Raw genomic sequence first — 13,710 nt, 5'->3', positions numbered from 1 at the left:
CGGTGAGCCGGTGCGAGGTTCCGGCGAGCCGGGCGACGGGTCGATCCTATCGCCGGGTGTCTTACGTAGTGAGAGGGCGTCTTCAGATGTGGGATGCGACCGCGCGGGTCAGGTGGGGGACCTGGGTCTCAGGATCCCCTCGGCGCGCTCGGGTCAGCCCAGGAGGCTGCGGTCGGTGATCGCGCGACCGCCGCGGCCGATGGCCACCTCGCCGGACTTGACGATCTCCCGCACCCCGTACGGCTCGAGCATGCCCAGCAGGGCGTCGAGCTTGTCCTGGGTGCCGGTGGCCTCGATGCTCACCGCGTCGGGTGCGGCGTCGACCACCTTCGCGCGGAACATCTGCACGATCTCCAGCACCGAGGTGCGGGTGGTGGCGTCGGCGCCGACCTTGATCAGGATCAGCTCGCGCTGCACGGTCGCCTTCGCATCGAGCTGGACGATCTTGAGCACGTTGACGAGCTTGTTCAGCTGCTTGGTGATCTGCTCCAGCGGATGCTGATCGACGTCGACGACGACGGTGATCCGGGAGATCTCGGGGTGCTCGGTGGGGCCGACGGCCAGCGAGGCGATGTTGAACCCGCGGCGGGCGAACAGGGCCGCCACGCGGGTGAGGACGCCGGGCTTGTTCTCGACCAGCACCGAGAGGGTCTGGGTATTGGGGCGGGTCACGGAATCGATGTCGTTCATGGTCAGATGTCCCTCTCCCACTCGGGGCTCATGCCCTGCGCGATCTGGATCTGGTCGTTGGAGACGCCGGTGGGCACCATCGGCCACACCATCGCATCGGCGCTGACGGTGAAGTCGACGACCACGGGGCGGTCGTTGATCCCCATGGCCTCCTCGATCGTCGCATCGATGTCCTCGTCGCGCTCGCAGCGCAGGCCGGCGGCTCCGTAGGCCTCGGCGAGCTTGACGAAGTCCGGGATCCGGCGGGTGCCGTGACCGGTGTTGAGGTCGGTGTGCGAGTAGCGCTGGTCGTAGAACAGGTTCTGCCACTGGCGCACCATGCCCAGGCTGGAGTTGTTGATGACGGCCACCTTGATCGGGATGCCGTTGATGACGCAGGTCGCCAGCTCCTGATTGGTCATCTGGAAGCAGCCGTCACCGTCGATGGCCCACACGGTCCGCTCGGGCTGGCCGACCTTCGCGCCCATCGCGGCCGGCACCGCGTAGCCCATCGTGCCCAGGCCCCCGGAGTTGATCCAGGAGCACGGCCGCTCGTAGCCGACGAACTGGCTCGACCACATCTGGTGCTGGCCCACGCCGGCGACGAAGACCGACTCCGGCCCGGAGATCGCACCGATCCGCGAGATCACCTTCTGCGGCGCGGTGAAGCCGTCCTCGGTCGCGGTCCATCCCAGCGGGTAGTTCTCCCGCAGCATGTTCAACGTGTTCCACCAGGCCTCGTGGTCGCGCGTGTCGTCCTCGGCGATGCGCGAGCGCAGCTCCGTCGTCAGCAGCGTGGCGACGTCGCCCGCCTGGCCGACGATCGGCACGTCGGCCTCACGATTCTTGGAGATCTCGGCCGGATCGACATCGGCATGGACGATCTTCGCGCCCGGCGCGAAGGTGTCCAGGCGGCCCGTGACACGGTCGTCGAAACGGGCACCGATGGCCACGATGAGATCCGCCCGCTGCAGCGCGGAGACGGCGGCCACGGTGCCGTGCATGCCCGGCATGCCCAGATGGCTGGGGTGGGAATCGGGCAGGGCGCCGCGGGCCATCAGGGTGGTGGTGAAGGGCACCCCGGAGACGTCGATCAGCTCGCCGACCTCGCGCGAGGCGCCTCCGCGCAGCACGCCCCCGCCGAGCAGGAACACGGGGCGCTCGGCCTCCATCAGCAGCGAGACGGCCTCGCGGATCTGCTTGCTGTGCGGCCGCGGCTCGGGCCGGTACCCGGGCAGGTCGAGGGTCTCGGGCCACACGAAGTCGGTGGTGGCCTGCTGGGCGTCCTTGGTGACGTCCACGAGCACCACGCCGGGGCGGCCCGTCGAGGCGATGTGGAAGGCCTGCTTGATGACCTTGGGGATGTCATCGGCGTTCTTGACCAGGAAGTTGTGCTTGGTCACGGGCATTGTCATGCCGACGATGTCCGCCTCCTGGAAGCCGTCGGTACCGATCAGGGACGAGGCGACCTGGCCGGTGATCGCGACCATCGGGATCGAGTCCATCTGCGCGTCGGCGATGGCGGTGATGAGGTTGGTGGCGCCCGGGCCCGAGGTCGCCAGGCACACGCCGACCTTGCCGGTGGCATGGGCGTAGCCGCTGGCGGCGTGTCCGGCACCCTGCTCGTGGCGCACCAGCACGTGGCGCAGGGTCTTGGCGTCCATCAATGGGTCGTAGGTCGGCAGGATCGCGCCGCCGGGAAGACCGAAGACGACCTCGGCCCCGGCGTGCTCGAGGGACTCGACCAGCGCCTGTGCGCCGGTCATCTGCTGCGGGGTCATCGATACTCCTTCGTCGGCTCGGACGGTAGCGGCGCCGGGCGATCCCTGTCCCCCGCGCCTGCCGACCCCCTCACAAGGGGCCGGACACGAAAAAACCCCTCCAGCCGACTGGCTGACGAGGGGCGCGCGGAGGACGTCTCGAAGAAACGAACGGGCGTCAGCCGCGCTCGATGACTACGAGAAGGATCGTCTGCATGTCCACAGACTAGGGCGTCGGGCTCGCGTCGCACCAGAGGTCCGCATCGCGAGACACGGATCACCGTCGGAGCCCGTCCAGCCCGCGCCACACCCGGGGCACCGGTGAACTCCCCGTGACTCATACGGACACAAACCCCTTAGCGCTTGTGTTCGGGCACATAAATTTGCATTATGGGCGCCATGAGCCGAACCGATACTGCGACGAGCTCGCCAGCCGACACCTCGCCCTCCCAGGCCTCCCCGGCCCCCTCAGGCATGGCCCGACCCTCCCGGTCCGGGAAGCCGCAGGGGCAGTGGAAGGTCGACGGACCGGAGCCACTGAACCACAACGAGGAGTTCAAGGCGGAGGACAACGGGCTCAACGTCCGCGAGCGGATCGAGACGATCTACGCCCACGAGGGCTTCGACTCGATCCCCGACGACGATCTGCACGGTCGCTTCCGCTGGTGGGGGCTGTATACGCAGCGCAAGCCCGGCATCGACGGCGGGCGCACCGCCCAGCTCGAGCCCCACGAGCTCGAGGACGAGTACTTCATGCTGCGCGTGCGCACCGACGGCGAGGCGCTCTCGCCGCGCGCCCTGCGGGTGCTCGGCGGCATCTCGACCGAGTTCGCCCGGGGCTCTGCAGACATCTCGGACCGCGAGAACCTCCAGTACCACTGGATCGAGGTCGAGAACGTCCCCGAGATCTGGAGCCGGCTGGCGTCGGTGGGCCTGGAGACGACGACGGCCTGCGGCGACACCCCGCGCGGCTTCCTCGGCAGCCCGGTGGCCGGCATCGCGGCCGACGAGATCATCGACCCCACCCCCGTGATCGCGGAGATCAAGCGCCGCTTCATCGGTGACCCGGAGCTGGCCAACCTGCCCCGCAAGTTCAAGACGGCCATCACCGGCCACCCCAGCCAGGACGTGGTCCACGAGATCAACGACATCTCCCTGGTCGGTGTGGTCCACCCCGAGCTCGGCCCCGGGTACGACCTCTGGGTCGGCGGCGCCCTGTCCACGTCCCCGCGGCTCGCCGAGCGGCTCGGGGCCTTCGTCCGCGAGGACCAGGCCGCCGACGTCTGGCACGGCGTGGTGCAGATCTTCCGCGACTACGGCTACCGGCGCCTGCGCAACAAGGCCCGGCTGAAGTTCCTGCTGGCCGAATGGGGCACGGAGCGCTTCCGGGAGGTGCTCGAGACCGAGTACCTCGGGTACCAGCTGGCCGACGGGCCCGCCCCGGAGGCTCCCACCGGCCCCTCGGACCACATCGGGGTGCATCCGCAGAAGGATGGCCGGTTCTACATCGGCGCCGCCCCCATCGTGGGCCGCGCCGGCGGCGATCTGTTCACCCGGCTGGGCGACCTCGTCGAGAGGGTCGGCGCCGACGCCGTCCGCCTGACCGCGTTCCAGAAGCTCGTCGTGCTCGGAGTGCCCGCCGAGGGCGTCGACCAGATGGTCACCGGGCTCGAGGAACTGGGACTTGCCACTCGCCCCAGCCCGTTCCGCCGCTCCACCATGGCGTGCACCGGCCTCGAGTTCTGCAAGCTCGCCATCGTCGACACCAAGGACACCGCCGAGCACGCGATCACCGAGCTGGAGCGCCGCCTGGCCGATATCGAGCCGGAACTGGATGAGCCCATCAGCCTGCACATCAACGGCTGCCCGAACTCCTGCGCCCGGATCCAGACCGCGGACATCGGTCTGAAGGGCCAGATCATCACCACCGACGAAGGCGAGCAGGTCCCGGGATTCCAGGTCCATCTGGGCGGCTCCCTGGCCTCTCCCGGGCTCGATGAGCCTCAGCTGGGCCGCACCCTGCGCCGCCACAAGGTGGCAGCGCGCGAGCTCCCCGACTACGTCGAGCGAGTCGTGCGATGCTACGTGGGGTCCCGCGCCCAGGGTGAGTCCTTCGCCGCCTGGGCCCATCGCACCGAGGACGAGGAGCTCCGATGACCACGACCGCGACCGCACGGACCACCCGCCTGCGCGCGCTGGCGGAGGACGCCTCGCAACGTTTCGCCGCCCTCGAGGACACCCTCGGGCCCGAGGAGCTCGCCGCAGCCGTCTCGGCCTGGGCGGCCGAGACCTTCGGGGAGTCGCTGGCCGTCGCCTGCAGCATGGCCGACGCGGTGCTGCCGCACGTGGTCTCCCAGCATCAGCCCGGGGTCGATGTGCTCTTCCTGGAGACCGGCTACCACTTCCCCGAGACCCTCGCCACCCGGGACCGGGTCGCCGAGGAGCTCGACGTGACCGTGGTCGACGTGCTGCCGGAGCGGACCGTGCCGCAGCAGGACCAGGAGTTCGGGGCGAAGCTCCACGACCGCGATCCCGGCGCCTGCTGCGCGATGCGCAAGGTCGATCCTCTGCGCGGTGCGCTGGGCGGGTACGACGCCTGGGTCACCGGCGTGCGCCGCGAGGAGGGCCCCACCCGTGCCGGGACCCCGCTGGTCACCTACGACGAGAACTTCGATCTGGTGAAGATCAACCCGCTGGCGACGTGGTCCTTCGAGCGGCTGACCGCCTACTCCCGGGACCGGGAGCTGCCGGAGAACCCGCTGCTGGAACAGGGCTTCCCGAGCATCGGGTGCGCCCCGTGCACCCGCGCCGTGGCTCCCGGCGAGGATCCCCGTGCGGGCCGCTGGGCGGGCTCCGCGAAGACCGAGTGCGGGCTCCACCCCGCCGGTGACGACACCCGCCCGTCACCTCAGCCTGTCACCCTGCCCGTGCCCACCCGGAACCTCATCTCCGTGGACCCCGAACAGGAGAACCGATGACGACTCTGGCCCAGGCCGGCTCCTCCGGCTCTGCCACGCCTGCAGACCCCGCCGTGTCCGCCACCGCCGCCCCGGCGGTCAGCGCGCTGACCGCCGCCTCGAAGGACTCCGACCTGCTGGACGTGCTCGAGAGCGAAGCCATCCACATCATCCGCGAGGTGGTCGCCGAGCTCGAGCGGCCGGTGATGCTGTTCTCCGGCGGCAAGGACTCCGTGGTCATGCTGCACCTGGCGGCGAAGGCCCTGTGGCCCGCGCCGATCCCGTTCCCGGTGCTGCACGTGGACACCGGGCACAACTTCCCCGAGGTGCTCGCCTTCCGCGATGCCACCGTCGAGCGTCTCGGCGTCGACCTCCACGTCGCCTCCGTCCAGGAGTACCTCGACGACGGCCGACTCCAGGAGCGGCCCGACGGCACCCGCAATCCCCTGCAGACCATTCCCCTGCTGGACGCGATCGAGGAGCATCGTTTCGATGCCGTCTTCGGCGGTGGTCGCCGCGACGAGGACAAGGCCCGCGCCAAGGAGCGCATCTTCAGCCTCCGCAACGGCTTCGGCCACTGGGACCCCAAGAACCAGCGGCCCGAGCTATGGCATCTCTACAACACGCGGCGCCGCCCCGGGGAGCACGTGCGCGTCTTCCCGCTGTCGAACTGGACCGAGCTGGATGTGTGGCGCTACATCGCCCGCGAGAACATCGAGCTGCCCTCTCTCTACTACGCGCACGAGCGCGCGGTCATCGAGCGCGAGGGGATGCTGCTCTCCCCCGGCGACTGGGGCGAGCTGCGTGAGGGCGAGGAGCCTGTCGTGCGCACCGTCCGGTACCGCACCGTCGGCGACATGTCCTGCACCGGCGCCGTGCTCTCGGACGCCTTCGACGTGGAGGCGGTGATCGCGGAGGTCGCCGCGACCACCGTGACCGAGCGTGGCGCGACCCGCGCCGACGACCGCCTCTCCGAGGCCGCCATGGAGGACCGCAAGAAAGAGGGCTACTTCTGATGACCAGCACCGACGTGCTCCCGGACCTCACCGGTCGCTCCGAGGCCTCCGGGCCCACCCTGCTGCGTCTGGCCACCGCCGGCAGTGTGGACGACGGCAAGTCGACCCTCATCGGGCGGCTCCTGCACGACACCAAGTCGGTGCTGGCCGATCAGCTCGCCGCGGTCGAGGCCGCCAGCCGTCAGCGCGGCTGGAAGGGCGAGCTGGCCGACCTGGCGCTGCTGACCGACGGCCTGCGCGCCGAGCGTGAGCAGGGCATCACCATCGACGTCGCCTACCGCTACTTCGCCACGGCCGGCCGCTCCTACGTGCTGGCCGACACCCCCGGCCACGTGCAGTACACCCGCAACACGGTCACCGGGGCCTCCACGGCCGACGTGGTGGTCGTGCTGGTCGACGCCCGCAAGGCCGTGGTCGAGCAGACCCGGCGCCACCTGGCGGTCGCCGCCCTGCTGCGCGTGCCCCACGTGATCGTCGCGCTGAACAAGATCGACCTGGTCGATGACCCCCAGCGCGTCTACGAGGAGGTCACCACCCAGCTCGGTCTCGTCAGCGAGGCCCTGGCGCTGCGGGATCTGCAGGTGGTGCCGCTCTCCGCGCTGCACGGCGACAACGTCGTCCAGCGGTCCGAGCGCACGCCCTGGTACGAGGGCCACACGCTGCTCGAGCTGCTGGAGACGCTCCCCCCGGGGCGGGCCCTCCAGGACGGGGCGTTCCGGATGCCGGTCCAGCTCGTGATCCGGCCGCAGCACGGCGCCCGGGACGAGGCCCATGTCGAGTACCGCGGGTACGCGGGCCTGATCACCTCCGGCGCGGTGGAGGTCGGCGACGAGATCGTGGTCGCCGACTCCGGCCGACGGACCACCGTGGCCGGCATCGACCGCGCCGATCAGCCGGTTCAGCGGGCCGAGGCGGGGCTGTCGGTCACCCTGCGCCTCAGCGACGACCTCGACGTCTCCCGCGGCGACCTGATCGCGGCCGGGGATCCCCCCACCCCGGCCGAGCAGGCCTCTGCCGTGCTGTGCTGGCTCTCCGAGTCCCCCCTGCGTGCCGGGGCCCGCGTGCTGGTCAAGCACGGCACCCGCACCGTCCAGGCCCGCGTGGTCGGGATCCACGAGCGCCTGGACATCATGAGCCTGGAGAAGGTCCCGGCGGAGACCGCCGAGCTCAACGACCTCGTGCTCGTGGACCTGGCCTTCGCCCAGCCGCTCCCGCTGGAGTCCTACCGCAGCTCCCGCGACGGCGGGTCCTTCATCGTCATCGATCCGCAGGACGCCACCACGCTGGCGGCGGGGATGGCCGGCGCGCAGCTGCGCGCCTGAGGGACCTCATGTCCCTCGACATTGTCGCCGTCCCGGTCGACGCGGGCTGAGGCGGGGCGAGAGATGCGCGATCTGCCCAGCACCGTGCTCGACCCCGGGTCCGTCGCCCTCGTCGGCGGCGGTCCGGGCGCCCTGGACCTGATCACCGTCAGGGCCCTGGACCTGCTGCGCCAGGCCGACGTGGTGGTCGTGGACCGGCTGGGGCCGGTGGGCCTGACCGAACTGCTCGAGGACGACGTCGAGATCGTCGACGTGGGCAAGATCCCGGGCGGGCGCTCGACGTCGCAGCAGGCGATCAACGATCTGCTCGTCCAGCACGCCCGCGCGGGCCGGCGCGTGGTACGGCTCAAGGGCGGCGATCCCTTCGTGCTCGGCCGCGGTGGCGAGGAGGTCCTGGCCTGCCGCGCCGCCGGCGTGCCGGTCCAGGTCGTGCCCGGGGTCAGCGCTGCGGTCGCCGGGCCTGCGGCCGGCGACGTCCCCGTCACCCACCGCGGCACGGCTGTCGCGACCCACACCGTCAGCGCCCACGGGGACCTCTCCCCCGCCGATCTCGCCGCGCTGCGGGATCCCGCGACCACGACCGTGCTCATGATGGGGCTGGGATGGCTGCCGCGTCTGGTCTCCCAGGCCCTGCTGAACGGCGTCGACCCGCAGGTGCCGGTGGCCGTCGTGCAGGACGCGACGATGCCGGGGCAACGGGTCGTCCACGGGACGCTCTCCACCATCGCCGACGTGGTGCGGGAAGCCGGGATCACCTCCCCCGCCGTGATCGCCGTCGGCCGCACCGCCGCCGAGGGCTTCCTGACGCCTTCCCAGCGGAGCGAGCCCGCCGGGGGTGGTGAGCCCGCACGCCCGACCCCGGATCCCGCCGCGGGCCCGACCCTCATCGGCTGCGCCCACGGCACCCGGGACCGCCAGGGACGCGGCGTGATCCGCTCACTGCTGAGGCGGGTCCAGGATCAGCTGCCCGACGTGGCGGTGCGGGAGGCCTACGTCGACGTGCAGACCCCGGAGATCACCGACGCCGTCCGGGCAGCGGCGCCCGCGCTGCCCGAACGACGCACCCGGGAGTCCGATGCCCCTGCGGCCGCTGTGGTCGTCCCGCTGCTGCTCTCGACGGGATTCCATGTCGCCCACGACATCGCCCAGGCGATCCGCGACCGCGCCTGCGTCGCGAGCGGTCCCCTGGGCCCCGACGCGCGTCTGGCGGAGGTACTGGCACAGCGACTGCTGGAGGCGGGCGCCCAGGAGGACGACACCGTGGTGCTGGCCGTCGCCGGCACCCGCGATCCCGACGGCCAGGCGATGGCCCGACAGATGGCGCAGCTGCTGAGCGACCACCTCGAGCGCGAGGTTACCGTCGGATTCATCTCCGCCGCACGCCCGTCGGTCGCCGAGGAGGTCGCCCGGCGCCGGGAGAGCGATGGACAGGACCGGCGGGTCGTGCTGGCGAACTATCTGCTGGCCCCCGGGTACTTCCACGGCCTCCTCGCGGACGCGGGAGCCGACGTGGTCGCGGCGCCGCTCGGCGACCATCCCCTGGTGGCGGACATCGTGGTGGACCGCTACCAGGGGATGATCGGGACCTGAGGACCGCTCAGGGCAGGGGCCGACGGGTCGCGCCGTAGGTCGCCGACCGCACGAGATGCGCGTAGACCTTCAGGGCCTGGGAGACCTGGCGCTCGCGGCCGTCGGGGCGCCACGGCAGGGGTCCCTTGGCCTCGCGGCGGCGAGCCAGCTCGTCCTCGTCCACGTCGAGCTGCAGCAGGCGCTTGTCGACGTCCATGACGATCCGGTCACCGTCCTCGATCAGTCCGATCAGTCCGCCCTCGGCCGCTTCCGGGGAGATGTGGCCGATCGAGACGCCGCTGGTGCCGCCGGAGAAGCGGCCGTCGGTGATCAGCGCGCAGGTCTTGCCCAGGCCCCGCCCCTTGAGGAACGAGGTCGGGTAGAGCATCTCCTGCATGCCGGGGCCTCCCTGCGGCCCCTCATAGCGGATGACGACGACGTGACCGGCCTGGACCGTCTTGTCGAGGATCTTCTGGACCGCCTCCTCCTGCGAGTCGCAGACCACGGCGGTGCCCTCGAAGTGGAAGAGGTCCTCGGTGATTCCGGCGGTCTTGATGACGGCACCGTCCTCGGCGAGGTTGCCGCGCAGCATGCACAGCCCGCCGTCCTTGGTGAAGGCGTGCGGGACCGCGCGGATCACTCCACCCTCGGTGTCGGTGTCCAGCTCCTTCCACATGTTCGTCGACGAGAACGCCTGGGTGGTCCGCACCCCGCCGGGGGCCGCGTGGAACAGCGCGTCGGCCTCGGCCGTGGCGCTGCCGCCGCGGATGTCCCAATCGCGCAGCCAGCTGTCGAGGTCCGGGGAGTGGACGGAGTGGACGGTGTGGTCCAGCAGGCCGGCCCGGTCGAGCTCTCCGAGGATCGCGGGGATACCACCGGCGCGGTGGACGTCCTCGACGTGGGCGGTGCCGTTGGGCGCCACCTTCGACAGGCACGGCACGGAGCGCGAGAGCCGGTCGATGTCCTCGAGGCCGAAGTCGATCTCGCCCTCGATGGCGGCGGCGAGGATGTGCAGCACGGTGTTGGTCGAGCCGCCCATCGCCACGTCCAGGCTCATCGCGTTGGCGAACGCCGCCTTGGTGGCGATGCTGCGCGGGAGAACCGACTCGTCGTCCTGCTCGTAGTAGCGCTTGGAGAGTTCGACGACGGTGCGGCCGGCGCCCAGGAAGAGCTCCTTGCGGAAGGCGTGCGTGGCCAGCGTGGTGCCGTTGCCGGGCAGGGAGAGCCCCAGCGCCTCGGTCAGGCAGTTCATGGAGTTGGCGGTGAACATGCCCGAGCAGGAGCCGCAGGTGGGGCAGGCGTTGTCCTCGATCTCGGCGAGCTGAGCGTCGGTGATCGACTCATCGGCCGAGAGCGACATGGCATCGACGAGGTCCAGACGGTGCTCGGTGACGCCCTCGACGGGCTCGCCGGACTCCATCGGGCCGCCGGAGACGAAGACGACGGGGATGTTCAGGCGCATCGCGGCCATGAGCATGCCCGGGGTGATCTTGTCGCAGTTCGAGATGCACACCAGCGCATCGGCGCAGTGCGCGTTGACCATGTACTCGACCGAGTCGGCGATGATGTCGCGGCTGGGCAGGGAGTACAGCATCCCGCCGTGGCCCATCGCGATCCCGTCGTCCACGGCGATGGTGTTGAACTCCTTGGCGACCCCACCGGCTTCCTTGACCGCGCCGGCGACCAGATCGCCCATGTTCTTGAGGTGGACGTGGCCGGGGACGAACTGGGTGTACGAGTTCGCGATCGCGACGATCGGTTTGCCGAAGTCGGAGGTCTCCATGCCGGTCGCGCGCCAGAGGGCGCGGGCACCGGCCATGTTGCGGCCGTGGGTCGAGGTGCGGGAACGGAGCTGAGGCATGAGCGCGATACTACGCTCCGACATGCGAGATGAGCGCTCAGCATCCGGACAGTGGACGAGGGGTCGTCAGCCGGTGGCGCGCGCCACGGGATTGAGCATCTCCCCCGCCAGCATCGTCGACCCGGCAGGATCGGACAGGTCGACCATCTCCAGGGTGTTGCGCAGCTGCAGGCGGTTCAGGCACGCGTGGGCGAAGGTCTCCGCGCGCAGATCCACGTCGTCCGCGAGCCCGCGGGCGACGTCGGGATGCTCCTGCTCGTGCTCGTCCAGCACCGAGGCGACCGCTCGCCAGAAGTCGTCGGCGCGCAGCAGTCCGTCGGCCTCGAGGATCCCGCTGAGGTGGCGCAGGACGCCGTCCAGCACGTCGGTGAGGACCAGCTGGGCCTTCTCGGTGCCGGGGATCGGCACGCGGATGCGCTCGATGTCCGCTGGCAGGGAGCGGGGCCCGACCACGGCGGTCTCCTCGCCGATGTCCTTGAGGAAGGCCCCGACCACGCGATGGCCGGCCAGGCGCAGGATCAGGTTCTCGCCGTGCGGCATGAAGGCGAGGTCGTGGGCGAGCAGAGCATGCACGATCGGGCGCAGGTATGCCCGCAGGTAGTCCCGGACCCAGGTGCCGGCGTCCACCCCCGAGGCCCGGATGAGTTCGCCCACGGAGGAGCGTCCCTCGTGATCGCGGTGCAGGAGGGAGGCCATGGTCACGGCCCGCTCCCCCGCGGCGAGCAGCGGCAGCGGGTTCTCCCGCCACAGGGCCGCCAGCATCTTGCGGTACGGGTTCGAGGTGGGCGTGCGGTGGTGGATGTCGCCGGTGTACCCCAGCGAGGAGCGCTCACGCAGGACGGTGAATCCGAGCCCGGCGAAGGTCGGGTCCTGGCCGATCACGCCGGCGACCCAGTCGTTGATGGCAGGGGTGTCCCGCATGTACAGCGGCGAGAGCCCGCGCAGGAACCCCATGTTCTGGATGCCGAGGGCGACCTTGACGTACGGGGCGCCCTCGCGGGTGAGGTCGAAGAAGGTGCGCAGGGACTGCTGGGCCTGGTACTCGCCGGCTCCGGGGCCGAGTACGACGAGGTCCTGGCGCGCGACCTCGGCGGCGAAGGTGATGGGGAGGCGGTGCTCGGCCTGCCAGGGATGGACCGGCAGCAGGTGGTACTGCGCCGGGTCGAGCCCGCGGTCCTCCAGGCGCTCGGCGAAGGCGCCACATTCGGCAGGGGTCAGCGCCGCCTCGAGGTGGGCCTGCTCGTCCAGGCCGTCCCCGAGGGCGAGATGGCTCTGGTCCCGACGGGCCGCGACCCAGATGAGGCGCACCCGCTGGCCCTGCTCGGGCGCGTAGGCCCGGTAGTCCGGCAGCGAGAAGCCGATGCGGCCGTTGGTCGCCAGGAAGCCGGGGTGACCGGCGGTCATCGCGGCCTCGGTCTCCTGCAGGCCCGCCTCGAGCAGCTCAGGGGCCGTAGGACGCTCCCCGGCCCGCGCGGCGTGCAGTGTGTGGCAGGCGGCGGCGAAGGTCGAAGACAGCTCCTCGAGATAGGTCGACAGCAGGTCATCACCCAGGCCGAGGACGCTCTGGAAGGCGAGGACGAATTCGAGCACGTCGAGGGGCTCGTGGTGAGAGGGCTCGGAATGGCCGGCGCCCTCCCCCGCGCAACGCACGAGAGTGTCCTCCTCGATCAGCCAGTGCTCCAGCGGCAGCACCTGCGCCCGGAACCGGTAGCTCGCTGCGGACTGAGGGACGGGCAGCTCCCACCAGCCGCCGCCGAGCTCGCGGGGATGGAGCATCCGCTCGTGGGAGAACTCGGAAATCGCCTTGGCGAGCAGGCGGCGGTGGACCGCCCCGCCGACCTCCGGGGACAGGTGGGCATGGGGATCCTCCTGCCCGGTCCACCCCTGCCCGAGGACGGAGGCTGCGAAGTTCTCCCGGGTGCACACGCTCAGCGCCGCGCGCTTGGTCGCGCCCTCGTCGGTCACGTCGACGTCACCGAGCACCCGGAAGCCGGCCGCCGCGTTCTTGGCGCGGATGGCCGTGCCGCGCACGTCGGGCTCGACCACGACCCGCCGGGCGCCGCGGCCCGCTGCCGCGCCGGAGGCGGGATCGGGCCCGTGCGTGCCGAGGCAGAAGCGCATCACGGCCGCCATCACGCGGTCGGTGAAGCCGTGCTCGCCCTCGCCGATCGGTGGGGCCACCAGCAGATGCATGCCGAGGTCGCCGCTGCGGTGGTCCAGTGCGCCGGGCGGGAGGAGCGTGGCGGGGTCGTAGGTCTCGAGGTAGAAGCGCGGCTGCTGATCGACGAGGCCGATCCAGGAGCCGGCGTGATCGCTCGCGGCGATCGTCTCGAGATGCGAACGCACCTGGTCGCGCGTCGCACCGACCATGCCCCAGGCGGCGGAGCGGGGGTGGGTGAGCCAGTCGTGGAGGAGGTCGAGATGCTCGGCGGGCTTGAACGGGCCGATGGTGATGCTCACTGGGGGACCCTCCTTAGTGCGGCCTTGTTCGGTAGGGTCGTGACCACTCGGTCCCGGCGGGTGCATGGCCTAGGATGCGAGCCGTTCGACGGCCAG

9 protein-coding genes are annotated in these 13,710 nt (G+C 71.0%); 5 read left to right on the top strand and 4 right to left on the bottom strand.

What is annotated here, in order from left to right; genetic code table 11:
• Positions 1-153: 153 nt before the first annotated feature.
• Complete coding sequence (gene ilvN, locus ACFQRJ_RS01740; RefSeq protein ID WP_377016400.1) at positions 154-690, bottom strand: acetolactate synthase small subunit; 537 nt, start codon at positions 688-690, stop codon at positions 154-156.
• A gap of 2 nt (positions 691-692) precedes the next feature.
• On the bottom strand, positions 693-2,450 hold the full coding sequence (locus ACFQRJ_RS01735) for an acetolactate synthase large subunit (protein WP_377016398.1): 1,758 nt from the start codon (positions 2,448-2,450) through the stop codon (positions 693-695).
• A 378-nt stretch (positions 2,451-2,828) separates the two neighbouring features.
• On the opposite strand from ACFQRJ_RS01735, the gene ACFQRJ_RS01730 reads away from it, so the two are divergent.
• The 5 genes from ACFQRJ_RS01730 to cobA all read left to right on the top strand — a co-directional run bounded on the left by ACFQRJ_RS01730 (position 2,829) and on the right by cobA (position 9,314).
• Positions 2,829-4,586, top strand: a complete 1,758-nt coding sequence (locus tag ACFQRJ_RS01730; RefSeq protein WP_377016396.1) for a nitrite/sulfite reductase — start codon at positions 2,829-2,831, stop codon at positions 4,584-4,586.
• Positions 4,583-5,407, top strand: a complete 825-nt coding sequence (locus tag ACFQRJ_RS01725) for a phosphoadenylyl-sulfate reductase (RefSeq protein WP_377016394.1) — start codon at positions 4,583-4,585, stop codon at positions 5,405-5,407. Before ACFQRJ_RS01730 ends, ACFQRJ_RS01725 begins: the two co-directional genes overlap by 4 nt.
• Entirely contained in the window at positions 5,404-6,402 is a 999-nt protein-coding gene (gene cysD / locus ACFQRJ_RS01720; protein WP_377016392.1) for a sulfate adenylyltransferase subunit CysD, read from the top strand. Before ACFQRJ_RS01725 ends, cysD begins: the two co-directional genes overlap by 4 nt.
• Positions 6,402-7,724 carry a sulfate adenylyltransferase subunit 1 gene (locus ACFQRJ_RS01715; RefSeq protein WP_377016389.1) on the top strand — a complete coding sequence of 441 codons (1,323 nt, stop codon included), beginning with the start codon at positions 6,402-6,404 and terminating at the stop codon, positions 7,722-7,724. The genes cysD and ACFQRJ_RS01715 overlap by 1 nt, the downstream gene beginning before the upstream one ends.
• 63 nt (positions 7,725-7,787) lie before the next feature.
• On the top strand, positions 7,788-9,314 hold the full coding sequence (gene cobA / locus ACFQRJ_RS01710; RefSeq protein ID WP_377016387.1) for a uroporphyrinogen-III C-methyltransferase: 1,527 nt from the start codon (positions 7,788-7,790) through the stop codon (positions 9,312-9,314).
• 7 nt (positions 9,315-9,321) lie between these two features.
• Here cobA and ilvD read toward each other — a convergent pair whose 3' ends face one another.
• Positions 9,322-11,154, bottom strand: coding sequence for a dihydroxy-acid dehydratase (ilvD, locus tag ACFQRJ_RS01705; RefSeq protein ID WP_377016385.1), 1,833 nt, complete (start codon positions 11,152-11,154; stop codon positions 9,322-9,324).
• Positions 11,155-11,220: 66 nt separating this feature from the next.
• Complete coding sequence (locus ACFQRJ_RS01700) at positions 11,221-13,614, bottom strand: GNAT family N-acetyltransferase (protein WP_377016383.1); 2,394 nt, start codon at positions 13,612-13,614, stop codon at positions 11,221-11,223.
• Positions 13,615-13,710 lie beyond the last annotated feature (96 nt).

Source organism: Brachybacterium sp. GCM10030252 (genome assembly GCF_042666535.1).
Lineage (GTDB): Bacteria > Actinomycetota > Actinomycetes > Actinomycetales > Dermabacteraceae > Brachybacterium.
Note: the sequence above shows the minus strand (reverse complement) of the source record. Positions and strands in the feature narration are given on the sequence as shown.

Coding starts and splice junctions, on each gene's coding strand:
- ACFQRJ_RS01730 (WP_377016396.1), top strand. CDS start 2,829: ATGAGCCGAACCGATACTGCGACGAGCTCGCCAGCCGACACCTCGCCC.
- cysD (WP_377016392.1), top strand. CDS start 5,404: ATGACGACTCTGGCCCAGGCCGGCTCCTCCGGCTCTGCCACGCCTGCA.
- ACFQRJ_RS01715 (WP_377016389.1), top strand. CDS start 6,402: ATGACCAGCACCGACGTGCTCCCGGACCTCACCGGTCGCTCCGAGGCC.
- ACFQRJ_RS01725 (WP_377016394.1), top strand. CDS start 4,583: ATGACCACGACCGCGACCGCACGGACCACCCGCCTGCGCGCGCTGGCG.
- cobA (WP_377016387.1), top strand. CDS start 7,788: ATGCGCGATCTGCCCAGCACCGTGCTCGACCCCGGGTCCGTCGCCCTC.
- ilvD (WP_377016385.1), bottom strand. CDS start 11,154: ATGCCTCAGCTCCGTTCCCGCACCTCGACCCACGGCCGCAACATGGCC.
- ilvN (WP_377016400.1), bottom strand. CDS start 690: ATGAACGACATCGATTCCGTGACCCGCCCCAATACCCAGACCCTCTCG.
- ACFQRJ_RS01735 (WP_377016398.1), bottom strand. CDS start 2,450: ATGACCCCGCAGCAGATGACCGGCGCACAGGCGCTGGTCGAGTCCCTC.